The sequence below is a fragment of the Micromonospora sp. WMMD730 genome (assembly GCF_049178955.1).
Classification (GTDB): Bacteria; Actinomycetota; Actinomycetes; order Mycobacteriales; family Micromonosporaceae; genus Micromonospora; species Micromonospora wenchangensis.
This window is the reverse complement of record NZ_JBMHML010000002.1, coordinates 3,652,550-3,678,245: the sequence shown is the minus strand read 5'-3', so window position 1 is coordinate 3,678,245 and position 25,696 is coordinate 3,652,550. Positions and strand designations below refer to the sequence as shown.

The following is a 25,696-nucleotide window of genomic DNA, read 5'->3' as shown; positions in this document are numbered from 1 at the left end:
CTGCGCTCCGTGGTGCCCCTTGGCGCGGGAGCCCCGACCGGCCCGCGTCGACGTCGCCGTGAATCGTTGGTGTCATCAGCTCGAAAGGGTCCGTACCGGGAAGGGTCGGCCGGGTCCGTACCGGGAAGGGTCGGCCGGGTCCGTTTCGGGAAGGGGTGGCCCGTGGGTCAGCTCGGTCCGGGGGATGCGGTGTCGGGCGTGCCGGCGGGGGGCGTGGCGTCGAGGGGCGCGAAGAGGTCCACGCCGTTGCCGTCCGGGTCGTGCAGGATCGCGTACCGCTGGCCCCAGAACGCGTCCCACGGGGCGACCTCGCCGTGGAAACCCGCCTCGGTGAGCGCGGTCCAGTACCGGTCCACCTCGGCCGGGTCGGCGCACAGGAAGGCGAGGCTGGCGCGCGGGCTGCCGCTGGGCGGCGTCCAGTCGGGGTGGAAGCCGCGCAGCATCGTCACGGTGTCCCAGGCCAGCCGCAGCCCACCGGGCAGGGTGACCTCGACGTGGTCCTCGTGGTCGGCGTCGGCGGGGATGTCCAGCCCGAGCCGGCGGTAGAAGTCCAGGGTGCAGGCCATGTCGTTGACCGCGGTGCCGATGAGGTCGAAGCGGGGCGTCATGTGGCCAGGGTAGGGCGGACGCCGCCGCGGGGTCTTGAACGGAACGGACCGGGCCGAGGAAACCATGTCCCCCTCGCGGCAGGACCGGACGACGTACGGTGTCAGGGGAGCAAACCGTCTTTAAGGTGTATATGCCTCATGTGGCGTACCTGGCGGCGGTCCATTGACGGCGAAGGAAGGGAGCGGGCCGATGATGCACCTGGCCTACCTGGACGCGGGGTCCGGCAGCCTGATCGTGCAGGCGGTGGTCGGCGGAACAGCGGGCGCGGCGGTCGCCGCGAAGCTCTACTGGCGGCGGGTGGCGGCCCGGTTCCGGCGCGGGTCCGCCGAGCCCACCGAGGCCCCCGCGTCCGGCCAGCCCGGCGGCCAGGCCGCAGCCCCCGCGTCCGGCCGGCCCGGCGCCACCGTGACCGACCGGCCCGCCACGGCACCGGCCGAGGCGGCCCGGGCCGACCGGCAGCCGCGCCAGCCGGCCGGCAACTGACCGGGAGCGTACCGATGACCGCCGCCGACCTGCGCATCCGGCCGGAACCCGGCTCCTTCCGCGACCCCGCCAACCGGGTCTTCCACCTGGGCGACCAGGTGCTGCGCGGCCTCGGCCCGCAGGGTGCCGCCGACTGGCAGGCGCTCTCCGGCAGCGGGTTCTTCGCCGCGCTGCTCGCCGAGGGCAAGGTCTGCGGCACCGCCCCGGTCGACCCGGCGACGCTACCGGACACCGGGTGGACGACGGTGCTGCGGCACGAGCGCATCCCGTTCGTCTCGCACCCCTACGAGTGGTCGTTCGGCATGCTGCGCGACGCCGCCCTGCTGCACCTGGAGATCCTGCGCCGGGCCCTCGAGGCGGGGTTCACCACCAAGGACGGGTCGGCCTACAACCTCCAGTGGCGCGGCGCCACCCCGGTCTTCATCGACGTCGGCTCGTTCGCGCCGCTGACCGAGGGCGAACCGTGGGCCGGCTACCGGCAGTTCTGCCAGACCCTGCTCTATCCGCTGCTGCTCCAGGCCCACCTCGGCGTGAACTTCCAGCCCTGGCTGCGGGCCCGGGTCGACGGCATCGAGGCCGACCAGCTCCGCCCGCTGTTCCGGGGCGTCCGCCGGCTGCTGCCCGGGGTGCCGACGCACGTGCACCTGCACGGCGCGATGCAGGCCCGGCACGCCGGGGCCAGCAGCAGCGCCGTCGCCGCCCAGCTACGCGACGCCGGCTACTCGCGGGACCTGGCGCTGGCCACCGTACGCCGGTTGGCGCGGTTGGTCCGCCGGCTGGACCGTCGGGTCGACGGCGGCCACTGGGTCGACTACCAGCGCACCTGCGGCTACACCACGGCGGACCGGGCGGCCAAGGAGGGTTTCGTCGAGGCGGCGGTGGCGGGTGTCGACGCCGGGCTGGTGCTCGACCTCGGCGCCAACGACGGCCGGTACGCGCGGATCGCCTCCCGGCACGCCGCCCGGGTGGTCGCCGTCGAGCAGGACCCGGCCGTGGTGGACGCCCTCTACCGGGCGCTACGCGCCGAGGGCGACCAGCGCATCCTGCCGCTGGTGATGGACCTCGCCGACCCGTCGCCCGGCGGCGGCTGGCGGGGCGTGGAACGGGCCGGGTTCGCCGACCGCGCCCACGCCGACGTGGTGCTCGCCCTCGCCGTGGTGCACCATCTGGCGATCGGCCGCAACGTGCCGCTGGTCGAGGTGATCGGGCAACTGGCCGGCTACGTCCGGCCCGGTGGACGGCTGGTGGTGGAGTTCGTCCACCCGCAGGACCCGATGGCGCGGCGGCTGTTGGCGAACAAACCGGCCGGGCTCTTCCCCGACTACCACCGCGACGAGTTCGCCCGGCTGCTCGCCGCCCGCTGCCGCGTCGAACGCCAGCAGGAACTGCCCTGCGGCACCCGGACGCTCTACCAGGCGGTGGTGGATGGCTGAGCCTTCCCCGACCGGCACCGCGCTCCGGCGGCCGACGCCCACCGCGCCGCCGGTGCCGGACCGCACGCCCGCCCCGGCCGGCTGGCGGGTGGAGCTGCGCCGGGCGTACGAGGTGATGGCCCTGGTCGGTCTGGTGGTCACCCAGCCCCTGCTCGACGTGCTCGGGCGCAGCCCCGACTTCTTCCTGTTCCACCGGGCCACCAGCAGGGACGTCCTGGCGCTGGTGGCGGTGGTGGCGCTGGTGCCCGGTGCGGCGGTGGTGCTGCTCGGGGCGGCGACCCGGCTGGCCGGCGTCCGGGTCCGGGCGGGTGCCCACACGGTGCTCCTCGGGCTGCTGCTGGCCGCGTTGGCGGTGCAGGCGGGCCGGCAGGTTACGCCGCTGCGGGGCGTACCGCTGCTGGTGGTGGCGGCGCTGGTCGGGGCGGGTGGGGCGGTGGCGTACCGGCGCTGGTCGGTGCTCGGCCGGGTGTTGCGGGTGGCGGCCCTCGGGCCGCTGGTCTTCGTCGGGTTGTTCCTGTTCGCCTCGCCGGCCTCGGCGGTGGTGCTGCCCCGCGCGCACGAGGGCGCCGCCGGGGTGGCCGGGCCGGGTTCCCACCCGCCGGTCGTCATGATCGTGCTGGACGAGTTGCCGCTGGTCTCGCTGCTCGGCCCGGACGGGCGGATCGACGCGACCCGCTACCCGAACTTCGCCGAGCTGGCCGGCGGGTCGACCTGGTACCGCAACGCCACCGGGGTCAGCGGGTGGACGCCGTACGCGCTGCCGGCGATGCTGACCGGTCGGTACCCGTCGACCCCGTCGGCCCCGCACTACTCGCAGTACCCGGACAACCTCTTCACCGCCCTCGGCGGCCTGTACGACATCCGCGCCCAGGAGAGCATCACCCGGCTCTGCCCGCCCAGCCGGTGCGACCAGCCGGTCGCCCCGGAGCAGGGGCTCGGCGTGCTGGTACGGGAGAGCGGTGCGCTGCTGCGCCGGATCGCCGCCCCGGTGGACAGCCGCATCGACCCGCAGGAGTCCTACCGGGAGCAGACCGCCGCCGAGGTGGGCCTGGACGCCGCCGAGCCGGTCCCCGCCGATCCGAAGTTCCGCTGGGACAGCCTGAACGACAACCAGCCGGCCCGGTTCACCAGCTTCCTGGCCGGGCTGCGCCCGTCCGACCGGCCGACCCTGCACTTCCTGCACCTGCTGATGCCGCACCCGCCGTGGGCGTACCTGCCGTCCGGGGCGCGCTACGACGCGCCGGACGACCTGCCCAACGACGGTGCCGGCTGGGTGGAGCTGGCCCGGACCCGGCACCTGGCCCAGTTGCGGTACACCGACCGGCTGCTCGGCGAGACGCTGCGCACGCTGCGCGCCACCGGCCTGTACGACAGGTCGCTGGTCGTGCTCACCGCCGACCACGGGGTGAGTTTCACCCGGGACTGGCAGGGCCGGGGGATGGACGCGATCACGCACGCGCCCGGCGAGGTGGCCTGGGTGCCGCTGTTCGTCAAGCAGCCCGGCCAGCGCGCCGGCCGGGTCGACGACCGCAACTGGGAGCACGTGGACCTGCTGCCCACCATCGCCGACGAGGTGCACGTGCGGGTCCCGTGGCGGCTCGACGGGCGCTCGGCGCAGCAGCCGCCCCGGGAGCGGACCGAGAAGTACTTCTACGACCGGCCCGGTGAGCGGGTGGTCCTTCCCGGCGGGGTGCCCGCCCGGCCCGCGCCGCCCGCCCCGCATCCGCTGGTGGGTACGACGGTGGGGGAGAAGCCGTCGGGTGGCGCCGCCTCGGTGGCGCACCTGGGCGCGTTCGACCACGTCGATCCGGCGGCGGGGGAGCTGCCGGCCCTGGTGTGGGGTTCCGTGCCCCCGCAGGTGCCGGACGGCACGCTGCTCGCCGTCGCCGTCAACGGTCGGATCGGCGCGGTCGTCCCGGTGGTTACCCCGGACCCGGGGGGTCGCCGGTTCGCCGCGTTCCTTTCCGACGACCATCTGTTCCGGGCCGGCGCGAACCGGTTGGACATCTACCGGGTGGGTCCCGGCGACACGCTGCGCCGCTTGACCCTTTCCTGAGCTTTCGTCGCACTTCGCCGCTTTCTGCCACGCCGTTCCCGGCGTCCGGTCGCGGGTGACCCGCCCGCGCCGGCACGGGTTTCCGCGCCGCCGGGCCGGGAAACGGGTGACGCATACCTCACCGCAGAACCACGGCGGGCGGTATCCCCGCGACCGCGATTACGGTAAAAGCGAAGGCAATTCAACGAAGATTCGCCGGCGAAGCGAGGAACCACATGACGGAAGTCAAGCTCGACCACCCCGGTGGGCAGCTTTCGATGCCGGTGCAGGGCGCGGTCGAGGGCCCTGCGGGCATCGGGGTCAGCAAGTTGCTCAAGGAAACCGGAATGACAACATACGACCCCGGTTTCGTGAACACCGCCTCCTGCTCTTCCGCGATCACCTACATCGACGGTGACGCGGGCATCCTGAGGTACCGCGGTTACCCGATCGACCAGCTGGCCGAGAAGTCCTCCTTCCTGGAGGTCTCGTATCTGCTCATCTACGGTGAGCTGCCGACCCAGCAGCAGCTGGGCGAGTTCAGCGAGCGGATCCGGCGGCACTCCCTGCTGCACGAGGAGATGCGCCGGTTCTTCGACGGCTTCCCCCGGGACGCCCACCCGATGGCCGTGCTGTCCTCGGCGGTCAGCGCCATCTCCACCTTCTACCAGGACAGCCTGGACCCGTTCGACTCCGAGCACGTGGAGATGTCGACGGTCCGGCTGATGGCGAAGGTCCCCACCATCGCCTCGTACGCCTACAAGAAGTCCATCGGTCAGCCGCTGCTGTACCCGGACAACTCGCTGGGCTACGTGGACAACTTCCTGCGGATGACCTTCGGCGTGCCCGCCGAGCCGTACGAGGTCGACCCGGTGGTGGCCCGGGTGCTGGACATGCTGTTCGTCCTGCACGCCGACCACGAGCAGAACTGCTCGACCTCCACCGTCCGGCTGGTCGGATCCAGCAACGCCAACCTCTTCGCCTCGGTCTCGGCCGGGGTGAACGCCCTGTTCGGCCCGCTGCACGGCGGGGCGAACCAGGCCGTGCTGGAGATGCTGGAGAAGATCGACGCCGACGGCGGCGACGTCGCGTCCTTCGTCCGCAAGGTCAAGGACAAGCAGGACGGCGTGAAGCTGATGGGCTTCGGCCACCGGGTCTACAAGAACTACGACCCGCGGGCCGCCATCGTCAAGAAGGCCGCCCAGGACGTGCTCAACCGGATGGCCAAGCCGGACCCGCTGCTGGACCTGGCCATGCAGCTGGAGGAGATCGCGCTCGCCGACGACTTCTTCGTGTCCCGCCGGCTCTACCCGAACGTGGACTTCTACACCGGCCTGATCTACAAGGCCATGGGCTTCCCCACGAAGATGTTCACGGTGCTGTTCGCGCTCGGCCGGCTGCCCGGCTGGATCGCCCAGTGGCGCGAGATGATCAGCGACCCGGAGACGAAGATCGGCCGCCCCCGGCAGATCTACACCGGTGCGCCCGAGCGGGAGTTCACCGCGATCGCGCAGCGCTGACCCCGGTCACGACGAAGGCCGCCGACCCCGCTGGGGGTCGGCGGCCTTCGCGTGTCGCGCCGGGCCGGTCAGCGCAGGCCGGCGGCGACGAGCAGGTTGCCCGCCGGGATCGGGGCGGTGACCCGGCCGGTCGCCATCCGCTGCTCGGCGCGCTGCGCGGTGAACGCGGCGTCCCCGGCGATCGCCGTGGCGTACGCCGTCGCGGTGCGCGCGGCGATCGCCGACCAGCCGTACTGCTCGTGGACCATGGCGCGGGCCCGACGGGCGAGCACCCGGGCACGCTCCCGGTCGGACAGCACCGCGTGCACGGCCTCGGTGAGGTCGGCCGGGTCCTCCGGGGCGAAGGTCACCCCGGTCACCCCCGGCTCGACGATCTCGGCCAGCCCGCCGGTCTCGGCGACCGCGAGCGGCGCGCCGGCCGCCGCCCCCTCCAGGGCGACCATCCCGAACGGCTCGTAGATGCTGGGCACCGCGAAGCAGTCCGAGGCGGCCATCACGGCCGGCAGGTCGGTGCCGCCGAGGAAGCCGGGCATGGCGACCGTGTCGCCCAGCCCGAGCCGGTGCACCTCGGCCTCCAGTTGGGCTTTGTACGGCCCGTCGCCGACGATCACGGCGCGCAGGCCGGGGTGCCGCTCGCGCAGCCGGGGCAGGCCGGCGAGCAGGTGCTGGACGCCCTTCTCGTAGACCAGCCGGCCGGCGAAGGTGACCAGCGGGCCGTCCCCGGCGAACCGGGCGCGGGCCGAGGTAACCGCCGAGGCCGGTACCTTCCACCGGTGCGGCTCGACCCCGTTGGGCACCACGTCGACCCGGCCGATCGGCACGTCGAACAGCGCGTTGACCTCGTCGCGCATGTACCCGGAGCAGACGATCACCCGGCCGGACTCGGCGGCCAGCCACTGCTCCACCCCGTGGATGGTGCGGTTCATCTCGCCCGGCAGCCAGCCCTGGTGCCGGCCGGCCTCGGTGGCGTGGATGGTGCTGACCAGCGGCACGTCCAGGTGGGCGCGCAGCGTCATGGCGGTGTGCGCGACGAGCCAGTCGTGGGCGTGGATCACGTCGTACGCGCCGGACTCGGTGGCCCGCAGGGCGGCCCGGGTCAGGGTGTGGTTGAACGCCATCGTCCAGGCCAGCAGCGAGTCGGTGGCCAGCGGGAAGGTCACCGGGTCCTCGGCCGCCCGGACGATCCGCACGCCGTCGGCGTACTCCTCCAGCGGTGCGCCGTCGGTGTGCCGGGTGACCACGGTGACCTCGTGCCCGGCGGCGGCCAGCGCCACCGACAGGGCGTGCACGTGCCGGCCGAGCCCGCCCACCAGCACCGGCGGATACTCCCAGGACAGCATCAGGATGCGCCGGGTGCGCGGGGGCACGCCGGAGCCGCCGCCCTGCTGGGGGACCGTGGGCCGGAAGGTGGGGGTGGGCCGGCAGGTCCGGTCCACAGCGGTCGCGAGCTGGTCGCTGACCCGCAGGGTGGTCACATCAATCTCCGTCCATGCGCACGCGATCACGCCGGCAGCGGTGACGGCGGGAGGGGGCGGTGGTGGGGTGGCCGAGGGCCGAGTGGTGACGTGCCCGCGTGGGCGCGTCGCGTCTAGCAAAGGGCATCGGGCGGCCCGGCGCATCTCGAAAGAGCCTATCGTGACGGACGACACCCGACGGTGCGTGACCCCTCGGACGGGCGGATGTCGGACGTCGTCCGAACGGGTGGGTTGGCCGGACCGGCCGCGGGGCATTAGCGGCGTGCGCACCGGCGGTCTCCCGACCCGGCCGGTGTGCTCATGATCATGGGCCTAAGGAGCGACATGCAGGTCTGGCCGGGTGAGCGTTACCCCCTGGGCGCCACCTATGACGGGATGGGCACCAACTTCGCGATCTTCTCGGAGGTCGCCGAGAAGATCGAGTTGTGCCTCTTCGACGAGTGGGACATCGGCACCGAGCGGCGGGTGGAGCTGCGCGAGGTCGACGCCTACGTCTGGCACGCCTACATCCCCGGCGTCGAGCCCGGTCAGCGCTACGGCTTCCGGGTGCACGGGCCGTGGAACCCGGCCGAGGGTCTGCGCTGCAACCCGCACAAGCTGTTGCTCGACCCGTACGCCAAGGCGGTCGACGGGGAGGTCAGCTGGAACCCGGCGGTCTACGACTACGAGCTGGGCGGCGACCCGGACCGGATGTCGCAGACCGACTCGGCCCCGTTCATGCCCAAGTCGGTGGTGGTGAACCCGTACTTCGACTGGGGCAACGACCGGCCGCCGCGCACCCCGTACCACCACTCGGTGATCTACGAGGCGCACGTGCGCGGGCTGACCATGCGCCACCCCGGCATCCCGGAGGAGCTGCGCGGCACCTACGCGGCGATCGCCTCCCCGGTGATGATCGACTACTTCCGGCAGCTCGGGGTGACCGCGATCGAGCTGATGCCGGTGCACGAGTTCGTGCACGACCACCGGCTGGCCGACCTGGGCCTGCGCAACTACTGGGGTTACAACAGCATCGGTTTCTTCGCCCCGCACCACGGCTACTCGGCGCTGGGTCGCCTGGGCCAGCAGGTGCAGGAGTTCCGGGGCATGGTCAAGGCGCTGCACGCCGCCGGGATCGAGGTCATCCTCGACGTGGTCTACAACCACACCGCCGAGGGCAACCACCTGGGCCCGACGCTGAGCTTCAAGGGCGTCGACGCGCCCAGCTACTACCGGCTGTCCGAAGAGGACAGGCGCTACTTCGTCGACTACACCGGCACCGGCAACAGCCTCAACGTGCGCAGCCCGCACTCGCTTCAGCTGATCATGGATTCGCTGCGCTACTGGGTGACCGAGATGCACGTCGACGGCTTCCGGTTCGACCTCGCCGCCACCCTGGCCCGCGAGTTCTACGAGGTCGACCGGCTGTCCACCTTCTTCGAGGTGGTGCAGCAGGACCCGGTGGTCAGCCAGGTCAAGCTGATCGCCGAGCCGTGGGACGTCGGCCCCGGCGGCTACCAGGTCGGCAACTTCCCGCCCCTGTGGACGGAGTGGAACGGCAAGTACCGCGACACGGTGCGGGACTTCTGGCGCGGCGAGCCGGCGACCCTGGCCGAGTTCGCCTCCCGCATCTCCGGCTCGGCCGACCTCTACCAGGACGACGGCCGCCGCCCCTTCCACAGCATCAACTTCGTCACCTGCCACGACGGGTTCACCCTCAACGACCTGGTCGCGTACAACGACAAGCACAACGAGGCCAACGGGGAGGAGAACCGCGACGGCGAGGGCCACAACCGGTCGTGGAACTGCGGCGTCGAGGGGGAGACCGACGCCCCCGGCGTCACCGCGCTGCGGGCCCGGCAACGACGCAACTTCCTGGCCACCCTGATGCTCTCCCAGGGCGTGCCGATGCTCGGCCACGGCGACGAGCTGGGCCGCACCCAACGCGGCAACAACAACGCCTACTGCCAGGACAGCGAGCTGGCCTGGGTGGACTGGGAGCACGCCGACGACGAGCTGCTCGACTTCGTCCGGCGGCTCACCGACTTCCGCAACCGGCACCAGGTGTTCCGCCGCCGCCGGTTCTTCACCGGCCTGCCGGTGGCCGGCCGCACCGCCGAGGCGGGGCTGCCGGACCTGGCCTGGTACACCCCCGACGGCCGGGAGATGACCGGCGAGGACTGGGGCAACGACTTCGGCCGCTCGGTGGCCCTGTTCGTCAACGGCGACGGCATCCCCGAACGCGGCCAGTACGGTCAGCGGCACCGCGACTCCTCGTTCCTGCTCTGCTTCAACGCCCACGACGCGCCGCTGGACTTCACCCTGCCCGGCGAGGAGTTCGGCCAACGTTGGGAGCTGGTGATCAGCACCGCGGAACCGCAACCGGAGAAGCCGACGGTGGTCGAGGCGGGCGGCGCGGTCTGCGTGCCGGACCGCTCCCTGGTGGTCCTGGAGAGGACGGTCTGACATGCCCGCACAGCCCCGACCCGACTCGACGGCGACGATCGGGTCGACCTACCGCGTCCAGGTCCGACCCGGGTTCGACCTCGACACCACCGCCGGGCTGGCCGACTGGCTCGCCGACCTGGGCGTCACCCACCTCTACACCGCGCCGCTGCTCACCGCCGCCCCCGGCTCCGCGCACGGCTACGACGTGGTCGACCACCGCGCGGCCAACCCGGAACTGGGCGGGGAGGCCGGCCGGCAGCGGCTGGTCCGGGCGTTGCGGGCGGCCGGGCTGGGCCTGGTCGTCGACATCGTGCCCAACCACGCCGGGGTCGCCCAACCGGCGGCGAACCCGGCCTGGTGGGACGTGCTGCGTCGGGGCCGGGCGTCGGCGTACGCCGACTGGTTCGACATCGACTGGGAGCGGGGCCGGCTGCTGCTGCCGGTGCTCGCCGACAGCCCCGACGCCGTCGACGACCTCAAGCTGGTCGACGGGGAGCTGCGCTACCACGAGCACCGGTTCCCGGTCGCCGACGGCACCGCCGACGGCAGCCCTCGCGAGGTGCACGACCGGCAGCACTACGAGCTGGTCTCCTGGCGGCGCGGCGACACCGAGCTGACGTACCGCCGGTTCTTCGCCGTGTCCGACCTGGCCGGGCTGCGGGTGGAGGACCCGGCGGTCTTCGACGCCACCCACGCCGAGGTGCTGCGCTGGGTGGCCGCCGGTGAGGTCGACGGCATCCGGGTCGACCACCCCGACGGCCTGCGCGACCCGGCCGGCTACCTGGCCCGGTTGCGCGCCGCCGCCCCGGATGCCTGGCTGGTGGTGGAGAAGATCCTGGAGTACGGCGAGGAGCTGCCGGACTGGCCGGTCGACGGCACCACCGGCTACGACGCCCTGGCCGCGGTCTGCGGGCTGTTCGTCGACGGGCGCGCCGAGGGCGACTTCACCGCCCTCGACGCCCGGCTCACCGGCCGGCACACCTCGTGGCAGGACCTCACCCATGCCACCAAGCTGGCGGCCGCCACCCGGCTGCTCGCCGCCGAGCTGGGCCGGCTCGCCGCCCTCGCCCCCGGACTCGACCGGGACGCCACCCGGGCGGCCCTGGCGGAGCTGGCCGCCTGCTTCCCGGTCTACCGGGGTTACCCGCCGCACGGGGCCCGGCACCTGGCCGCCGCCCGCGCCGAGGCGGGCCGCCGTCGGCCCGACCTCACCGCCACCCTCGACGCGGTGACCGCGCTGCTGCGGCGTCCCGAACACGAGCTGGCCGCCCGGTTCCCGCAGCTCACCGGCGCGGTGATGGCCAAGGGGGTGGAGGACACCGCCTACTACCGGTGGAGCCGGTTCGTCGCGCTGAACGAGGTCGGCGGCTCACCCGCCCACTTCGGGGTGCCGCCGGCGGAGTTCCACCGGTTCGCCGCCGCCCGGCAGGTCCGTTGGCCGGCCGGCATGACCACGCTGTCGACCCACGACACCAAGCGCGGTGAGGACGTCCGGGCCCGGCTCGCCGTGCTCGCCGAGCTGCCGGCCCGGTGGGCGGAGCAGGTCGGCGACTGGACGGCCCGTGCGCCGCTGTCCGACCCGGCCTTCGCCCACCTGGTGTGGCAGACCGCCGTCGGCGCCTGGCCGATCGACCGGGAGCGGCTGCACGCGTACGTGGAGAAGGCGGCCCGGGAGGCCTCGGTCGCGACGAGCTGGGCCGACCCCGACCCGACCTTCGAACGCGACCTGCACGCCCTGGTCGACCGGATGTACGACGACCCGCAACTGCACGCCGAGATCACCGGGTTCGCCGATCGGATCACCCCCGCGGGCTGGTCCAACGCGCTCGGGCAGAAGCTGGTGCAGCTCGCCATGCCCGGGGTGCCCGACACCTACCAGGGCACCGAACTGTGGGAGAACTCGCTGGTCGACCCGGACAACCGCCGCCCGGTCGACTTCGCCGTACGCCGGGAGCTGCTGGCCCGGCTCGACGCCGGCTGGCAGCCGGCGGTGGCCGCCGACGGCGCGGCCAAGCTGCTGGTGGTCTCCCGCACGCTGCGGCTGCGCCGCGACCACCCGGAGCTGTTCGCCGGCTACCGGCCGGTGGCCGCGCACGGGCCCGCCGCCGCGCACGTGGTCGCCTTCGACCGGGGTGGTGTGATCGCGGTGGCCACCCGGCTGCCGGTGGGGCTGGCCCGCGACGGCGGCTGGCGCGACACCCACCTGTCGATGCCCGGCAACAGTGTTACCGACGTGTTCACCGGACAGGTCTACAGTGGGTCTGAGCTGCTCCTTCATGATCTGCTGAACACCTATCCGGTGGCTCTGCTCGCGCCCACCGCCCTGCTGGCTCCCACCGACCCCGTGGAGGCTGCCGCATGACCGAGTTCACCGTCTGGGCGCCCGACGTCGCCCGGCTCCGGCTGCGCCTGCCCGGCGTCGCCGACCACGACATGCGGACCGGGCCGGACGGCTGGTGGCGGGTCGAGGTGCCCGACGCCGGCCCCGGCACCGACTACGCGTTCCTGCTCGACGACGAGGACACCCCGCTGCCCGACCCGCGCTCGGCGTGGCAGCCCGCCGGGGTGCACGGGCCGAGCCGGCGCTACGACCACGCCGCCTTCGCCTGGACCGACCAGGGCTGGACGGGCCGGCAGCTGCCCGGCAGCATCCTCTACGAGCTGCACGTCGGCACGTTCACCCCGGAGGGCACCTTCGACGCGGCGATCGACCGCCTCGACCACCTGGTCGACCTCGGCGTCGACCTGATCGAGCTGCTCCCGGTCAACGCGTTCAACGGCGAGCACAACTGGGGCTACGACGGGGTCTGCTGGTTCGCCCCGCACGAACCCTACGGCGGGCCGGACGGGCTGAAACGGCTGGTGGACGCCGCCCACGCCAAAGGGCTGGGGGTGATCCTCGACGTCGTCTACAACCATTTCGGGCCCTCCGGGGCCTACGCGCCGAGCTTCGCGCCCTATCTGAGCGAGCAGAGCAACCCGTGGGGTCGCACGGTCAACCTGGACGGCCCGCACTCCGACGGGGTACGTCGCTACATCATCGACTCGGTGCTGATGTGGCTGCGCGACTACCACGTCGACGGCCTGCGGCTCGACGCCGTGCACGCGATGCCCGACTCCCGGGCCACCCACGTGCTGGAACAGGTGGCGGTCGAGGTGGAGTCGCTCGCCACCCACCTGGGCCGGCCGCTGTCGCTGATCGCCGAGTCCGACCTCAACGACCCCCGGCTGATCACCGCCCGGGAGGCCGGCGGTTACGGCCTGCACGCGCAGTGGAACGACGACGCCCACCACGCCCTGCACACCCTGCTCACCGGGGAACGGCAGGGCTACTACGGCGACTTCGGCTCGCTGGAGTGCCTGACCGACGTGCTGACCGGGGCGTTCTTCCACGCCGGCACCTGGTCCAGCTTCCGTAACCGCACCCACGGCCGCCCGGTGGACCGGCACACCGTCCCCGGGCACCGGTTCGTGGCGTACCTGCAGAACCACGACCAGGTCGGCAACCGCGCCACCGGCGACCGGATCTCCGCCGGGTTGTCGCCCGCGCTGCTGCGGGTCGGGGCGATGCTGCTGCTGACCGCGCCGTTCACCCCGATGCTGTTCATGGGAGAGGAGTGGGCGGCCAGCACCCCGTGGCAGTTCTTCACCAGTCACCCGGAGCCGGAGCTGGCGGCGGCGGTGGCCACCGGCCGGCGGCGGGAGTTCGCCGCGCACGGCTGGCCGCCCGGCGAGGTGCCCGACCCGCAGGACCCGCAGACCTTCCTACGCTCCCGGCTCGACTGGGCCGAGCTGGACAAACCCGAACACCGCGAGATGTACGAGTTCTACCGGCGGCTGATCGCGCTGCGCAAGAGCCGGGCCGACCTGTCCGACCCCCGCCTGCACCGGATGGAGGTACGCCACGGCGACCAGTTCCTGGTGGTACGCCGGGGCGGGTGCCTGGTGGTGGCGAACCTCGCCGGCCGGCCGCAGCGGGTCACCCTGCCCGGGGTGGCCCGTCGGGTGCTGCTCACCACCGGGGAGGGCGTCACCGTGATGCGCGACCGGGTGGAGTTGCCGGCGGAGACGGCGGCGATCGTGGCACTCTGACCACGGCGGCGCTTCGCGGCCCGGCCCTGGGTCGGGCGCGCGCGGTGTTCGGCCTGGTACCGGTGTCCGGTGCCCGGGCCGGCCCCTGCAGTGGCCCGATGCGGCGGCGTCGGGATCGCGACGGTGCCTGTCCCGCGACGGGTCGTCACGCCGGGTCGCGGGCGCGGCGGACCGTGATGCAGGCGGTAGAGGTATGCCTGTCCGTCATATTTATGCCTGTGTGTCATAAGCCCGAGCGTGCACACGCCCTCGCCGGGCCCGACCTCAAGGGCTGCCCGCGGGGGTGGCCCGGCCGGCCGGACCGGCCGGGCCACCCTGCGGGAACCGGCGGTTACAGGGTGACCTGCCGGCCGCCGAGGGTCACCACGAGCCGCCCGTCGGAGGCGAAGGACCACCCGATGGCCCCGGTGTACGACGCGCAGCGCGAGCCGTTGCTGCCGGTCCAGAACTGGTTGGAGCTGTCGCTGTTGCCGACGATCTTGTCGTTCGACCCGCTGCCGCTGCGGCACGAGGTGTTGTTCCGGAACACCGAGCTGCCGCCGTCGAACGAGAAGTTGCGCTCGGTGTTGTCGATGCCGAGGTTGTTCGAGACGGTCATCGAGCCGAGGTTGCGGTTGTAGGTGAAGCCGTGCTTGCCGTTGCGGAAGGCGATGTTGCGCCGGACGATGTGGTTGACCCCGATGTCCTCGCCGCCGAGCTTGTAGCCGTTGCGGTCGCCGTTGCCGTTCTGGGTGCCGTTGCTGAGCGTCCCGTTGTTGTAGGCCAGGGAGTCCTCGATGGTCACCGGGCCGATCGGGCCGGTGTCGGTCTTGGTGTAGAGGTCCCAGCCGTCGTCGATGTTGTTGTGGGACACCGCGTACCGGAAGATGTTGCCGGTGCCGACGGTGAGTTTCGCGGCGAAGCCGTCGGCGTCCTCACCGTCGGAGTCGGCGTTGTCGTGCGACTCGGCGCTGAGCACCAGGTTGTTCGACGGCCACTGGTCGCGGGGGGTGCTGGAGGCGATCCGGGAGAGCTGGAGGCCGCTGTCCCGGTTGAACCGGGTCACCGTCCGCTCGATGATGTTGTTGCTGCCGCCGACGAAGATCCCGTTGTCGCCGGCCCGCTCCACGATCAGGCCCTGGACGTGCCAGTACGACCCGTTCAGCGCCAGCCCCCGGTTGGCCGGGTCCTCGCTCATCGCCGAGAAGTTCAGCACCGGCCTCTCGCCCGGGTAGGCGAACAGCTTCTTGCGGGCGCTGGCGGTGCCGTTGTTGCCCGGCTCGATGGTGACGGTCTGCGCGAGCTGGTAGGTCCCGGCCCGCACGTAGATCGTCCCGCCGGCGGGGATGCGGGTGATGGCGGCGGCGAGGGTGGTCGGGTTCGCCTGGGTGCCGGCCGCGCCGGCGCTGCCGTTGGTCGCCACGTACAGGGTGCTGCCGCTCGGCGGCGGGGTCGTGGGTGGCGGGGTGGTCGGCGGGGGCGTGGTGGGCGGCGGGGTGGTCGGGGGTGCGGTGGTCGGGGGCGGCGTGGTGGGTGGCGTCGTCGTCGGGGGCGCGGTGGTAGGGGTGGTGCCGCCGCAGGCCACCCCGTTGACCGCGAAACCCGTCGGGGTCGGGTTGCTGCCGGTCCAGGTGCCGTTGAAGCCGAACGTGACCGTGCCGTTGGTGCCGACGGCGCCGTTGTAGTCGGCGTTCGCCGCGCTGACGGTGCTGCCGCTCTGGCTGAACGAGGCGTTCCAGCCCTGGTCGACGCGCTGCCCGGCGGTGAACGACCAGGTGGCCGCCCAGGAGCTGATCGGGTCACCGAGGTTGGTGAGGGTGACGCTCGCGGTGAAGCCGCCGGACCACTGGCTGGCCACCGTGTAGTCGACCCGGCAGCCGGCGGCGGCCTGGGCCGCGTTCGCGGTGACCACCGCGCCGGCGGTGGTGAGCGCCGTCGCGGCGACCGCGGAGATCCACCACGCCGTACGGCGCTGGCGAAGGATCATGGTTCTCTCCTGTGGATGTGGTGAGGGAGCCCGCGCGCAGGATCGGCGACACCGGTGCCCGGCGGGGGCGGGGCGGGCGGGCCCGCCCTACAGGCCCGTCACGGGAGGGATCGCTCGCGCCGGATCAGCCCGGATCGTCGGGCGCGAGGTGTTGCCGGCGGGACGACCGGGGCCGTTCCCGACACGCTGACCAGTCAGTACGAGCAGGTAAGCGCTTTCTTTGCCACGGTACTGACCGTTCTCGATGCCGTCAATCGGGCGGCGGTCCGCCTCCACCCTGGGGAGGAGGCGGCCTCCGACCGGAGGCCGCGACCGGGGCTCCCGGTCGGACGCGGTCGGGCCGCCGGCCGACGAACGTCTACAGGCATGACTGACGTGATGTCCCGGGCGGCCCGACGGCACCGCCCCCTGGTTCTGCTCACCGCCGCGATGGCGGTGCTCGCCGTGGTCACCGCCGTCGGCATGCTCGCCGATCCACGGGTGCTCACCGGCGCGCCGATCTGGCTCAAGCCGTTCAAGTTCTCGGTGTCGTTCGTGCTCTACGCGGCCACCCTCGCCTGGATGCTGGCCCAGCTGCCCCGCCGCAGCCGGGTCGCGGAGTGGGCGGCCGGCGTGGTGGTGGCCACCGCCCTGATCGAGATGGTGGTGATCGTCGGACAGGTGCTGCGCGGCACGACCAGCCACTACAACGAGACCAGCCCGTTCAACGCCGCGCTCTGGCAGGTGATGGGCGCGGCCGTCATGGTGCTGTTCGTCGCGCACGTCGTCGTCGCCGTCACCCTGCTGGTACGGCGGGCCGGGGACCGGGCCACCCGGTGGGCGATGGGATTCGGGCTCGGCGTGTCCGCGTTGGGCATGCTGGTGGCGGTGCCGATGACCCAGCCCGGCCAGGCACCGGCCGACGCCGGGATCAGCGGGGCGCACAGCGTCGGGGTGCCCGACGGCGGGCCGGGGCTGCCGATCCTCGGCTGGAGCACCACCGGGGGCGACCTGCGGATCGGGCACTTCGTCGGGCTGCACGCCCTGCAGGCGCTGCCGATCCTGGCCTTCCTGCTGCGCCGCTACCTGGGCGGCTGGCTCGACGAGCGGGACCGGGTCCGGCTGCTGGCCGTCGCGGGCACCGGGTACGGCGTACTCACGCTGCTGTTGACCTGGCAGGCGCTGCGCGGGCAGCCGCTGCTGCGACCGGACCTGACCACGCTGGCCGCGCTGGCCGCCCTGGTGGCCGCGACCGCGCTCGCCGTGACGGCGGTGCTGGCGTCCCGGCGTCGCCCGGAACTGGCGCTGGCCGCGTGACCACCACCCACCCGGCGGGCCCCGCGCCGGCCCCCGTTCCGTAGGCTGACCGGCGTGGCCTGGCTGGGACGGCTGTTCGACACGCGGGACACGCTGGTACGGATGGTCCTGCTCGACCTCAGCGGCCTGTGCTACCTCCTCTTCGGCAGCAAGACCGGTCAGCCGCCGACGGGTCGGCAGTGGGCGCTCGCGGTGGCCGCCTTCGCCGTCGCGCTGCTGGCCCACCGCCGGCCGCTGCTCAACCTGACGGCGCAGACGGCGCTCCTGGCCGCGGCGATCGTCGTCCTCGACGACACCACGATCAACCAGGTCGGGGCGAGTTGGGCGCTGCTCGAGGTGACCATGCGGTCCCGACATCCCCGTACCGGCTGGTGGGCGGCCGTGGGGTTGACCGTGGTCGCCGCGTTCGACCCGTCCGGGCACACCGGCCGGGGGGTCGCCGGCACGGTGTTCGGGCTGCTGGTGGACGTCGGCCTGCCGCTGCTGATCGGCACCGTGGTGCGGACCAACCGGGAACTCGGCCGGCAGGCCGACGAACGGGACCGGGCCGAGCACCTGCACCGCGAGTCGGAGCAGCGGGCGGCGCGCGCCGACGAACGCAGCGCCATCGCCCGGGAGCTGCACGACGTGGTGGCCCACCACGTGGCCTCGATGGTGCTGCGCGTCGGCGTCGCCCGGCACGTCCTCACCGACCTCGACCCCCGGGTGGGTGCCGTCTTCGACGACGTGCACGCCACCGGGACGGCGGCGCTGGCGGACCTGCGTGGGCTGGTCGCGGTGCTGCGGGATCCCGAGGTGGCACACGGCGACGCGACGTTGACCGCGATCGAGCCGTCGGCGCTGCCGGCCGCGCTCGGGGCGGCGGTCGACCGGGCCCGGCAGGCCGGGGTGACGGTGGAGGCGGACGTCGCCCCGGCGGTGGGCACCCTCGACGCGGTACGCGGACTGGCGGTGCTGCGGTTGACCCAGGAGGCGCTGACCAACGTGGTGAAGCACGCCGGAACGTCCGCGCGGGCGCGGCTGACCGTGTCGGTTGTCGACGACGCCGTGCACTGGGAGGTGGCCGACGACGGGCGGGGCTGGGCGCCGACGGCGGTGCCACCCGGTGGGGGACACGGCCTCACCGGCATGCGGGAACGGGTCGAGGTGCTCGGCGGGCGGCTGGACGCCGGCCCCGCCGGCACCGGGTGGCGGGTCCGCACGGTGCTGCCCGCCGTGGCGTCGACCGACACCGGCCCGTCCCCGGCAGCCGGCCCACCCCCGGGCGGGACGACCACCCCGCCGCCCGGTTCGGGCGGCCCGTACCCGGCGCGGCGGTCGTGATCCGGGTGCTGCTGGTCGACGACCAGCACCTCATCCGCGCGGGCCTGCGCATGCTCTGTGACGCGCAGCCGGACATCGAGGTGGTCGGCGAGGCCGACAACGGCCGCGACGCGGTCACCCTGGCCGCCCGGCTCGTGCCCGACGTGGTGGTGATGGACCTGCGGATGCCCGGCGTCGACGGGATCACCGCGACCGGCCGCATCCTCGCCGACCGGCCGGCGACGCGGGTGCTGGTGCTGACCACGTTCGGCGACGACGACCACCTCTATCCCGCGCTCACCGCCGGGGCCTGCGGGTTCCTGCTCAAGGACGCCCCGCCCGGCGACCTGGTCGACGGGGTGCGCCGGGCCGCCGCCGGGGGTAGCCCGTTCAGCGAGGAGGTGCTGCAACGGCTGGTCCGGCGGGCGGTGCACGCCCGCGCCGAGCCGCCCCGACCGGTGGCCGGGCTGACCGCCCGCGAACAGGACGTGCTCACCCTGGTGGCCGAGGGGCTGTCGAACACCGAGATCGCCGACCGGCTGCACATCGGCGTGACCACGGTCAAGACCCACATCACCAGCCTGATGACCAAGACGGACAGCCCGAACCGGGTACGCCTGGCGCTGTTCGCCCGGGGCGGCTGACCGCACACGCCCGCGCCGCCCGCCCCGGGCCGGTGTCGGTCGGCCCGGCTATCCTGCGCGACGCCGGGGCGTCCCCGGCGGGCTCGGGTGGGGAGGTCGGGGTGACGGTCGGGAAGTCGGACCCGGTGGCGTTTCAGGGAGCCGTCCGCGCGGTGGCGCAGGAGACGGGCACGGGCCGCATCGCCGCCCTGCGTGACCTCGGTGAGCTGGTGGCCGGGAGCCCCGGGCTGCGCCCCGGGGCGGTCGCGGCGCTCGCCGACGGGCTGCGGGCACCGGTGGGGGTCGACGGGTGGGACGCCGACGCCCGGCGGGAGGCGGGCCGGGTGCTGGCCACGCTGCTGCGCCCGGCGGCGCAGACCCCGGCCGGGTCGGCGGACCCGGGCGTCGACCCGGAACCGCCGCCCGCCGTCGACCTCGACCTGCGGGCGGCCACCCTGGTGGATCTCGACCTCGCAGGCGCGGTGCTGGGTGCGGCCCGGTTCGCCGACGCCCGGTTCCTCGGGGTCACCTCGTTCGCCGACGTCCGGTTCACCGGTGTCGCCGACTTCGCCCGCGCCGTCTGGCGCGGCCCGGTCCGGTTCACCCGGGCCCGGTTCCTCGACCATGCCACCTTCGGTCGGGCCCGGTTTCGCGCCGACGCCGACTTCACCGCGGCCCGGTTCGCCGCGTTCGCCTGGTTCGGCCGGGGTGAGGACGAGCTGTGGGAGGACGACCCGGCCTGGGAGACCATCGAGGAGACCTCGCCCGCCCCCTGGGACGAGCCGAACGAGGACGACCCGCACTGGCCGGTCGCCGTGCTGATGGGTGACTACCAGGAGTGGAGCGAGGGCGGCGACGGCGCCCGGTTCGTCGGGCCGGTGTCGTTCCGGCAGGCCCGGTTCGCCGGTCCGGCCTGGTTCTTCAAGGCGCGGTTCGCCGCCGCCGCGTCGTTCCGGTCGGCCCGGTTCGCCGGTCCGGTCCACCTCGACCAGCCCACCGTGGACCTCGCCGGCGCGACCTGGGTCGACACTGCCGACGACGGCCCGGTGTGCTGGCCGCTGGGCTGGACGCCGGCACCGGCCGGGCCGGACGGGGCGCAGCTGGTGCCCGACGACTCCGTCCGGCCGTACGCGGGCCAGCTCGCCGACGCCGACCCGGACGTGCGCCGGGCCGGGCTGACGGTCCTCGCCGACCTCGGCGATGCCCGCCCGGAGCTGCGACAGCGGGTGGTGGACACGATCTGCGGCTACCTGCGGATGCCGCTGTGGTTCGATCTGGCCGCCGCCCGCACCGACGGGCAGGCCGCCGAGCTGGAGCTACGGCGCACCGCCCAGCGGCTGCTCGCGGCGCGGCTGCGCCCGTCGACGCCCGCCCCGGGCGGGCCGCCGCACTGGGCGGGGATGGACCTCATGCTCTGCGGGGCCACCCTGGTCGACCTCGACCTCGGCGGTTGCCACGTCGGCCACGCCGATTTCACCGGCGTCCAGTTCCACGGCGACACCGGGTTCGCGGGGAGCGTGTTCACCGGTGCGGCCTTCCGGCTCGGCGGCGGCGACGGGCGGGCGTCGTTCCACGGTCCGGTCAGCTTCGCCGGGGCGCGGCTCGACGGTCGGCGCGGTGTGCGCGAGGTCCTCGGCGAGGTGGCGGGTCGGGCCGGGACGGTGCTCGACGAGGCGGTGTCACCCCCGGGGTGAGCGTCGCCGCGTGGCCCGGTGCGCAGCGGGCCGGTTGTCGTGCGGTCGCGTCGTCCCCGTCGGGGTCAGCCGGTCACCCGGGCGACGAACGCGGCGACGTTCGTCGTCAGCCGCTGGACCTTCTCGGCCGTGGTGAGCGACTCCTGCATCCGGGCACCGGGGCCGGGGTCCTTGCGTCCGCGTACGTAGAGCGGGCAGGCGAGGTCGGTGCAGAGGTAGGTGCCGACCGAGTTGCCCTGCTGCCCCGCTTTGCCGGCCCTCGGCGCGACCATCAGGCTGACGCCACCGGCGGGGGAGGTCAGGCAGATCGCGCACAGGCCGCGCGGCGGCTGCCGGGTGGTCGGGGTGGGGCAGCGCAGCACCAGGGCGGTCCGCCGGCCGTCCACCTCGGTGACCAGGTAGGCGCGGTCGGGGGCGCGGGGGTCGCGCCAGCCGAGGTAGTCCAGCTCGGGCCAGGGGCGGTCGGCCAGGTCGCGGGGGACGTACAGCCGCCTGCTCTCACCCTTGGTGCAGTTGACGAACGCGGACCGGATCTCCTGCTCGGTCAGTGGTTCCATGACGGCAACGGTAATTTGCCTAAACCCTTTAGGCAAACCCATAATGAGTTATGGCACGTGCGGGCTTGACCACCGACCGTCTCACCCGGGCCGGCGCGGAGCTGGCCGACGAGGTCGGCTTCGACCGGGTGACCCTCTCGGCGCTCGCCCGCCGCTTCGACGTGCAGGTCGCGAGCCTCTACGCGCACGTGCGCAACTCCCAGGATCTGCGGACCCGGATCGCCCTGCTCGCCCTCGACGAGCTGGCCGTCCGGGCCGCCGACGCGCTCGCCGGGCGGGCCGGCCGGGACGCGCTGGCCGCCCTCGGCGGCGTCTACCGCGACTACGCCCGCGCGCACCCGGGCCGGTGGGCCGCCGCCCAGCTCAGGCTCGACCCGGCCACCGCCGCCGCCAGCGCCGGCAGGCGGCACGCCGAGCTGACCCGGGCCATCCTGCGCGGCTACGACCTGCGCGAACCCGACCAGACCCACGCGGTACGGCTGCTCGGCAGCGTCTTCAACGGCTACGTCAACCTCGAACTGGGCGGCAGCTTCGACCACAGCGCCCCCGACACCGGGCAGAGCTGGACCCGGGTCCTCGACGCCCTCGACGCCCTGCTGCGCCACTGGCCGGCGTCCTGAACCCCGGCGCTAGCGTCGGGCCCGCAGGACCCGTACGCCGATGGCGACCGCGCCGATGACCAGCAGGCCGCCGAGCAGTTGGAGCCCGGGGGAGTCGTCGGACTCGCCGAGCACGACACCGGCCACCCCGACGGCCAGGAGCACGGCGGCGGCGAGGGCGAGCAGGTGCCTCACGGCGTCGGCTCCCCGTCGTCGACGAATTCGAGCAGGTCGCCCGGCTGGCAGTCGAGCACCCGGCAGATCGCCTCCAGCGTGCTGAACCGCACCGCCTTGGCCCGGCCGTTCTTCAGCACGGCCACGTTCGCCGGGGTCAGCCCGACCCGCTCGGCGAACTCACCGACGCTCATCTTGCGTTTGGCCAGCTCGACGTCGATGCGTACGACGATGGGCATCAGATCACCGCTTCCATGTCGGAGCGCAGCGTGGTGGCCTGGCGCAGCAGCGCCCGCATCACCACCATCAGCAGTCCGAGCACGGTGGCCCCGACGGACAGCAGGAACAGCAGCATCGGCAGGCCGGGGTCGTCGGCGTGGAACCCGACGTAGAGGAACACGCCCACCAGCGTCAGCCAGCCGGCGGCGACCGCCCAGACGATGGCGTCCACCCAGACCAGCGCGGGTTCGCTGAAGATCCGATCGTGGCGGACCAGGGTGAGCAGCCGCCAGGTGGCGACGATCACCACCTGGACGCAGAGCACCCAGAACACCGTCACGGCGGTGGCCGGCCAGCGCAGGTACGCCTGCTCGGGTGCTTCGCGCGCCAGGTGGGCGAACTGGCCGGGCAGCGACATGGTCTGGAACAGCACCAGCACCGCGAACAGGACCACGAGAAAGACTCTGAGGGCGGTGACCGCCCAGCGTGCCGTCGTCATGTATCGACTATCGCTCGCAACCTATCGAAAGTCAATCGGTTACCGGCCACTCGTGGACCGGCAGGTTGCTGTGCATCAGCTCGACGTACTGGCGGACCACCTCGCGCAACGCCTCCGGCCGGTCGAGATGGTCGGCCGACTCCAGCCGGTGCAACGTCGCCACCTGCCAGCTCGCGCCGTTGCGCCCGGTCAGGCAGCGCTGCTCGATGATGCCCAGCAGCCGGTCACGTTCGGCCGGGTCCACCCCCCACCGGTCCAACCCCTGGTGGGCCAACGGGAGCAGCCGGCGCAGCACCAGCTCGGTCGCCGGCAGGTAACCCAGCCCCGGCCAGTACACCTGCGCGTCGATGCCGTGCCGGGCGCCGCTGGTGAAGTTCTCCTCCGCCGCGCTGAACGACATCTGCGACCACAGTGGCCGGTCGGACTCGGCCAGCGCCCGGACCAGCCCGAAATAGAACGCGCCGTTGGCGATCGTGTCCACCACCGTCGGCCCGGCCGGCAGCACCCGGTTCTCCACCCGCAGGTGCGGGCGGCCCTTCCACACGTCGTACACCGGGCGGTTCCAGCGGTAAATGGTGCCGTTGTGCAACCGCAGCTCGGCCAGCCGGGGCACGCCACCGGCGGCCAGCGTCTGCGCCGGGTCCTCCGGGTCGCACACCGGCAGCAGCGCCGGGAAGTACCGCACGTTCTCCTCGAACAGGTCGAACACGCTGGTGATCCACCGCTCCCCGAACCAGACCCGTGGCCGTACCCCCTGGGCCTTGATCTCCTCGGAGCGGGTGTCGGTGGCCTGCTGGAACAGCGGCACCCGGGTCTCGCGCCACAGCTCCCGGCCGAAGAACAACGGCGAGTTCGCGCCCAGCGCCACCTGGACCCCGGCGATCGCCTGGGCGGCGTTCCAGTAGCCGGCGAAGTCGGCCGGACTGACCTGGAGGTGGAACTGGGTGCTGGTGCAGGCCGCCTCCGGGGTGATGGTGTCGGCCGTGGTCGCCAGCCGCTCCACCCCGGTGATCGCGATCCGCAGATCCTCGCCCCGGGCGGCGAAGATCTGCTCGTTGAGCAGCGCGTAGCGCGGGTTCGCCGACAGCGCCCCGGCGGTCAGGTGCCCCGGCTCCAGGGTGGGCAGGATGCCGATCATCACCATGTGGGCGTCGACCGTGCGGGCCTTCTCCTCCGCGGCGTTCAGACTGGCCCGTACGTGAGACTCGAACTCGGCCGTACCGGTGCCGACGAGCCGCCGGGGCGCGACGTTGATCTCCACGTTGAACTGGCCCAGCTCGGTCTGGAAACTGGGATCGGCGACGGCGGCGAGCACGTCGGCGTTGCGCATCGTCGGCCGGGAGTCGTCGTCGACCAGGTTCAGCTCGATCTCCAGGCCGGTCATCGGCCGCTCCACGTCGAACCGGGACTCCCGCAGCATCTCGGCGAAGACGTCCAGACACCGGCGGACCTTCTCCCGGTAGCGGGCCCGGTCCTCCCGACTGAACGTGCGCGCTCCGACTTCCTCGCCCATGGCCACCGCCCTGTCACCGTTGGTCCCGACAAACCTCGCACGTCCCCGGCGAACCGGGAAGACCCGAAGGACCCCTTAGGTACCCACCGGCGACCCGGGTGATCCCCGTCGCCCGCCGCCCGTCGCGGGACGTGCGGCGACGGTGGCTGGATAGCATGGCGCGATGCGCGAGAAGACGACCCGGCTGTTCGTGGCGGCGGCGATCGCCGAGGCCTGCTCCTGGCTGGCCCTGCTGGTGGGCATGGCGGTCAAGTACGGCCCGCCGGGCAACGAGATCGGCGTGCAGGTCTTCGGGCCGATCCACGGCGCGCTCTTCGTCGCGTACGGCCTGCTGGTCCTCGCCGTGGCCCGGCTGCACCGGTGGTCGCTCGGGGTCACCTTCGTGGCCCTGGTCTGCGCGGTGCCGCCGTTCGCCACCCTGCTCTTCGAACGCTGGGCGGCCCGCCGGGGCCTGCTGCGCAGCACCGCGCCGCAGCGCCCGCTGACCCCGGTCGGCTGACCGCCCCGGGTGGGCCACGGCGGCCCGCCGCCGGCCCGGCCCCGGACCGTCGGGTCGGGCGGCGGCCGGCCGGGTGGCCTCAGGTGAGCACCACGGCGGCGGCGACCAGCAGCACCAGCACCGCGCCCAGCACCGCCTGGATCAGCAGCGGCGGGCCCAGGTGGCTCCACACCGTGGCGGTACGCGGGGTGAGCACCTGCGCGGTGGTCAGGTTGACGATCCGTTCGATGCGCGGCGGCAGGTCGACGTCCTGCGGGCGCAGGGTGAGCTGCACCCAGTCGGACGGGTGCACGGCGCTCTGCGCCAGGTGCCCGTGCAGCTCGACCTCGTAGAGCTGGCCGTTGTCGTCGCGCAGCCGGACCGGGGTGACCAGGAACTCCGGCCCCTTCTTCAGGTCCTTCCACGTGCGGCGGGTGCCGCCGCCGGCCTGCGAGAGCGCCGCGCGCACCAGCAGCACCAGCAGGCCCGCCACGCTCGCCGCGGTCAGCACCGCCACCAGCACCGGCTGGCCGATCCTGACCTCGCGGGTGTAGCCGTCCATGAACCGGACCACCCGCCCGGTGAATATCCGCTGCGTGGGGCGTATCACCCGATTGCGGAGATCGCTGTCCATGTTCACCACCGAGAGTCCCGTTCCGTTCACTGATGGTATCCGTCTTCCGGGTCGAATGACATGAATGA

Annotated in this window: 22 protein-coding genes; 13 read left to right on the top strand and 9 right to left on the bottom strand. The window is 73.3% G+C overall.

The genetic code is table 11. From position 1 onward, the window contains the following. Window positions 1-167: 167 nt before the first annotated feature. A complete protein-coding gene (locus ACN265_RS16150; protein ID WP_421408420.1) occupies window positions 168-608 on the bottom strand; it encodes a VOC family protein in 441 nt (146 codons plus the stop codon). Between the two features lie 190 nt (window positions 609-798). On the opposite strand from ACN265_RS16150, the gene ACN265_RS16145 reads away from it, so the two are divergent. The 4 genes from ACN265_RS16145 to ACN265_RS16130 all read left to right on the top strand — a co-directional run bounded on the left by ACN265_RS16145 (window position 799) and on the right by ACN265_RS16130 (window position 6,080). Then, a complete protein-coding gene (locus ACN265_RS16145; RefSeq protein WP_421411737.1) occupies window positions 799-1,092 on the top strand; it encodes a hypothetical protein in 294 nt (97 codons plus the stop codon). Window positions 1,093-1,106: 14 nt separating this feature from the next. After that, complete coding sequence (locus tag ACN265_RS16140; protein WP_421408419.1) at window positions 1,107-2,525, top strand: class I SAM-dependent methyltransferase; 1,419 nt, start codon at window positions 1,107-1,109, stop codon at window positions 2,523-2,525. After that, window positions 2,518-4,581: a sulfatase-like hydrolase/transferase gene (locus tag ACN265_RS16135; protein ID WP_421408418.1), complete on the top strand. Its 2,064-nt coding sequence runs from the start codon at window positions 2,518-2,520 to the stop codon at window positions 4,579-4,581. Before ACN265_RS16140 ends, ACN265_RS16135 begins: the two co-directional genes overlap by 8 nt. A gap of 215 nt (window positions 4,582-4,796) precedes the next feature. Continuing rightward, window positions 4,797-6,080, top strand: a complete 1,284-nt coding sequence (locus tag ACN265_RS16130) for a citrate synthase (protein WP_204924561.1) — start codon at window positions 4,797-4,799, stop codon at window positions 6,078-6,080. Window positions 6,081-6,148: 68 nt separating this feature from the next. Here ACN265_RS16130 and ACN265_RS16125 read toward each other — a convergent pair whose 3' ends face one another. Next, window positions 6,149-7,555 carry a glycosyltransferase family 4 protein gene (locus ACN265_RS16125; RefSeq protein WP_204924560.1) on the bottom strand — a complete coding sequence of 469 codons (1,407 nt, stop codon included), beginning with the start codon at window positions 7,553-7,555 and terminating at the stop codon, window positions 6,149-6,151. Between the two features lie 324 nt (window positions 7,556-7,879). On the opposite strand from ACN265_RS16125, the gene glgX reads away from it, so the two are divergent. The 3 genes from glgX to treZ are packed head-to-tail and all read left to right on the top strand — an operon-like array spanning window position 7,880 to window position 14,074. Further along, window positions 7,880-10,000: a glycogen debranching protein GlgX gene (gene glgX / locus ACN265_RS16120; protein WP_421408417.1), complete on the top strand. Its 2,121-nt coding sequence runs from the start codon at window positions 7,880-7,882 to the stop codon at window positions 9,998-10,000. Window position 10,001: 1 nt separating this feature from the next. Beyond that, the gene (gene treY, locus ACN265_RS16115; protein ID WP_421408416.1) at window positions 10,002-12,344 is read left to right on the top strand and encodes a malto-oligosyltrehalose synthase; all 2,343 of its coding nucleotides are present in this window, start codon (window positions 10,002-10,004) and stop codon (window positions 12,342-12,344) included. Next, window positions 12,341-14,074 carry a malto-oligosyltrehalose trehalohydrolase gene (gene treZ, locus ACN265_RS16110; RefSeq protein WP_421408415.1) on the top strand — a complete coding sequence of 578 codons (1,734 nt, stop codon included), beginning with the start codon at window positions 12,341-12,343 and terminating at the stop codon, window positions 14,072-14,074. Before treY ends, treZ begins: the two co-directional genes overlap by 4 nt. A gap of 331 nt (window positions 14,075-14,405) precedes the next feature. Here the strand turns inward: treZ and ACN265_RS16105 are convergent, their stop codons facing one another. Further along, window positions 14,406-16,040, bottom strand: coding sequence for a cellulose-binding domain-containing protein (locus ACN265_RS16105; RefSeq protein WP_421408414.1), 1,635 nt, complete (start codon window positions 16,038-16,040; stop codon window positions 14,406-14,408). 366 nt (window positions 16,041-16,406) lie between these two features. Between ACN265_RS16105 and ACN265_RS16100 the strand changes: the two genes are divergently transcribed. The 4 genes from ACN265_RS16100 (at window position 16,407) to ACN265_RS16085 (ending at window position 20,955) form a co-directional block, all read left to right on the top strand. Continuing rightward, window positions 16,407-17,336 carry a hypothetical protein gene (locus ACN265_RS16100; protein ID WP_420116261.1) on the top strand — a complete coding sequence of 310 codons (930 nt, stop codon included), beginning with the start codon at window positions 16,407-16,409 and terminating at the stop codon, window positions 17,334-17,336. A 54-nt stretch (window positions 17,337-17,390) separates the two neighbouring features. Then, window positions 17,391-18,659 (top strand): sensor histidine kinase, encoded by a 1,269-nt coding sequence (locus ACN265_RS16095; protein WP_421408413.1) that lies wholly within the window; start codon window positions 17,391-17,393, stop codon window positions 18,657-18,659. Then, complete coding sequence (locus tag ACN265_RS16090) at window positions 18,656-19,282, top strand: response regulator transcription factor (protein WP_204924551.1); 627 nt, start codon at window positions 18,656-18,658, stop codon at window positions 19,280-19,282. Before ACN265_RS16095 ends, ACN265_RS16090 begins: the two co-directional genes overlap by 4 nt. Window positions 19,283-19,434: 152 nt before the next feature. Then, entirely contained in the window at window positions 19,435-20,955 is a 1,521-nt protein-coding gene (locus ACN265_RS16085) for a pentapeptide repeat-containing protein (RefSeq protein WP_421408412.1), read from the top strand. A gap of 65 nt (window positions 20,956-21,020) precedes the next feature. Here ACN265_RS16085 and ACN265_RS16080 read toward each other — a convergent pair whose 3' ends face one another. Further along, the gene (locus ACN265_RS16080; RefSeq protein WP_204924549.1) at window positions 21,021-21,512 is read right to left on the bottom strand and encodes an FBP domain-containing protein; all 492 of its coding nucleotides are present in this window, start codon (window positions 21,510-21,512) and stop codon (window positions 21,021-21,023) included. Between the two features lie 65 nt (window positions 21,513-21,577). Here ACN265_RS16080 and ACN265_RS16075 point away from each other — a divergent pair, with 65 nt between their 5' ends. After that, a complete protein-coding gene (locus ACN265_RS16075) occupies window positions 21,578-22,132 on the top strand; it encodes a TetR/AcrR family transcriptional regulator (protein ID WP_421408411.1) in 555 nt (184 codons plus the stop codon). A gap of 9 nt (window positions 22,133-22,141) precedes the next feature. Here the strand turns inward: ACN265_RS16075 and ACN265_RS16070 are convergent, their stop codons facing one another. The 4 genes from ACN265_RS16070 to ACN265_RS16055 are packed head-to-tail and all read right to left on the bottom strand — an operon-like array spanning window position 22,142 to window position 24,516. Next, entirely contained in the window at window positions 22,142-22,306 is a 165-nt protein-coding gene (locus ACN265_RS16070; RefSeq protein ID WP_420116265.1) for a hypothetical protein, read from the bottom strand. Continuing rightward, on the bottom strand, window positions 22,303-22,524 hold the full coding sequence (locus ACN265_RS16065) for a helix-turn-helix domain-containing protein (protein ID WP_088645242.1): 222 nt from the start codon (window positions 22,522-22,524) through the stop codon (window positions 22,303-22,305). Before ACN265_RS16065 ends, ACN265_RS16070 begins: the two co-directional genes overlap by 4 nt. Further along, complete coding sequence (locus tag ACN265_RS16060) at window positions 22,524-23,003, bottom strand: DUF2975 domain-containing protein (protein ID WP_420116266.1); 480 nt, start codon at window positions 23,001-23,003, stop codon at window positions 22,524-22,526. Before ACN265_RS16060 ends, ACN265_RS16065 begins: the two co-directional genes overlap by 1 nt. Before the next feature lie 31 nt (window positions 23,004-23,034). Next, on the bottom strand, window positions 23,035-24,516 hold the full coding sequence (locus ACN265_RS16055) for a glutamate--cysteine ligase (RefSeq protein WP_204924545.1): 1,482 nt from the start codon (window positions 24,514-24,516) through the stop codon (window positions 23,035-23,037). Between the two features lie 163 nt (window positions 24,517-24,679). Between ACN265_RS16055 and ACN265_RS16050 the strand changes: the two genes are divergently transcribed. Continuing rightward, window positions 24,680-25,015, top strand: a complete 336-nt coding sequence (locus tag ACN265_RS16050) for a DUF3817 domain-containing protein (RefSeq protein ID WP_420116268.1) — start codon at window positions 24,680-24,682, stop codon at window positions 25,013-25,015. Between the two features lie 79 nt (window positions 25,016-25,094). Here the strand turns inward: ACN265_RS16050 and ACN265_RS16045 are convergent, their stop codons facing one another. Continuing rightward, complete coding sequence (locus tag ACN265_RS16045; protein WP_421411507.1) at window positions 25,095-25,637, bottom strand: hypothetical protein; 543 nt, start codon at window positions 25,635-25,637, stop codon at window positions 25,095-25,097. Between the last annotated feature and the right edge of the window lie 59 nt (window positions 25,638-25,696).

Coding starts and splice junctions, on each gene's coding strand:
- ACN265_RS16150 (WP_421408420.1), bottom strand. CDS start 608: ATGACGCCCCGCTTCGACCTCATCGGCACCGCGGTCAACGACATGGCC.
- ACN265_RS16145 (WP_421411737.1), top strand. CDS start 799: ATGATGCACCTGGCCTACCTGGACGCGGGGTCCGGCAGCCTGATCGTG.
- ACN265_RS16140 (WP_421408419.1), top strand. CDS start 1,107: ATGACCGCCGCCGACCTGCGCATCCGGCCGGAACCCGGCTCCTTCCGC.
- ACN265_RS16135 (WP_421408418.1), top strand. CDS start 2,518: ATGGCTGAGCCTTCCCCGACCGGCACCGCGCTCCGGCGGCCGACGCCC.
- ACN265_RS16130 (WP_204924561.1), top strand. CDS start 4,797: ATGACGGAAGTCAAGCTCGACCACCCCGGTGGGCAGCTTTCGATGCCG.
- glgX (WP_421408417.1), top strand. CDS start 7,880: ATGCAGGTCTGGCCGGGTGAGCGTTACCCCCTGGGCGCCACCTATGAC.
- treY (WP_421408416.1), top strand. CDS start 10,002: ATGCCCGCACAGCCCCGACCCGACTCGACGGCGACGATCGGGTCGACC.
- treZ (WP_421408415.1), top strand. CDS start 12,341: ATGACCGAGTTCACCGTCTGGGCGCCCGACGTCGCCCGGCTCCGGCTG.
- ACN265_RS16105 (WP_421408414.1), bottom strand. CDS start 16,040: ATGATCCTTCGCCAGCGCCGTACGGCGTGGTGGATCTCCGCGGTCGCC.
- ACN265_RS16100 (WP_420116261.1), top strand. CDS start 16,407: ATGACTGACGTGATGTCCCGGGCGGCCCGACGGCACCGCCCCCTGGTT.
- ACN265_RS16080 (WP_204924549.1), bottom strand. CDS start 21,512: ATGGAACCACTGACCGAGCAGGAGATCCGGTCCGCGTTCGTCAACTGC.
- ACN265_RS16065 (WP_088645242.1), bottom strand. CDS start 22,524: ATGCCCATCGTCGTACGCATCGACGTCGAGCTGGCCAAACGCAAGATG.
- ACN265_RS16060 (WP_420116266.1), bottom strand. CDS start 23,003: ATGACGACGGCACGCTGGGCGGTCACCGCCCTCAGAGTCTTTCTCGTG.
- ACN265_RS16055 (WP_204924545.1), bottom strand. CDS start 24,516: ATGGGCGAGGAAGTCGGAGCGCGCACGTTCAGTCGGGAGGACCGGGCC.
- ACN265_RS16050 (WP_420116268.1), top strand. CDS start 24,680: ATGCGCGAGAAGACGACCCGGCTGTTCGTGGCGGCGGCGATCGCCGAG.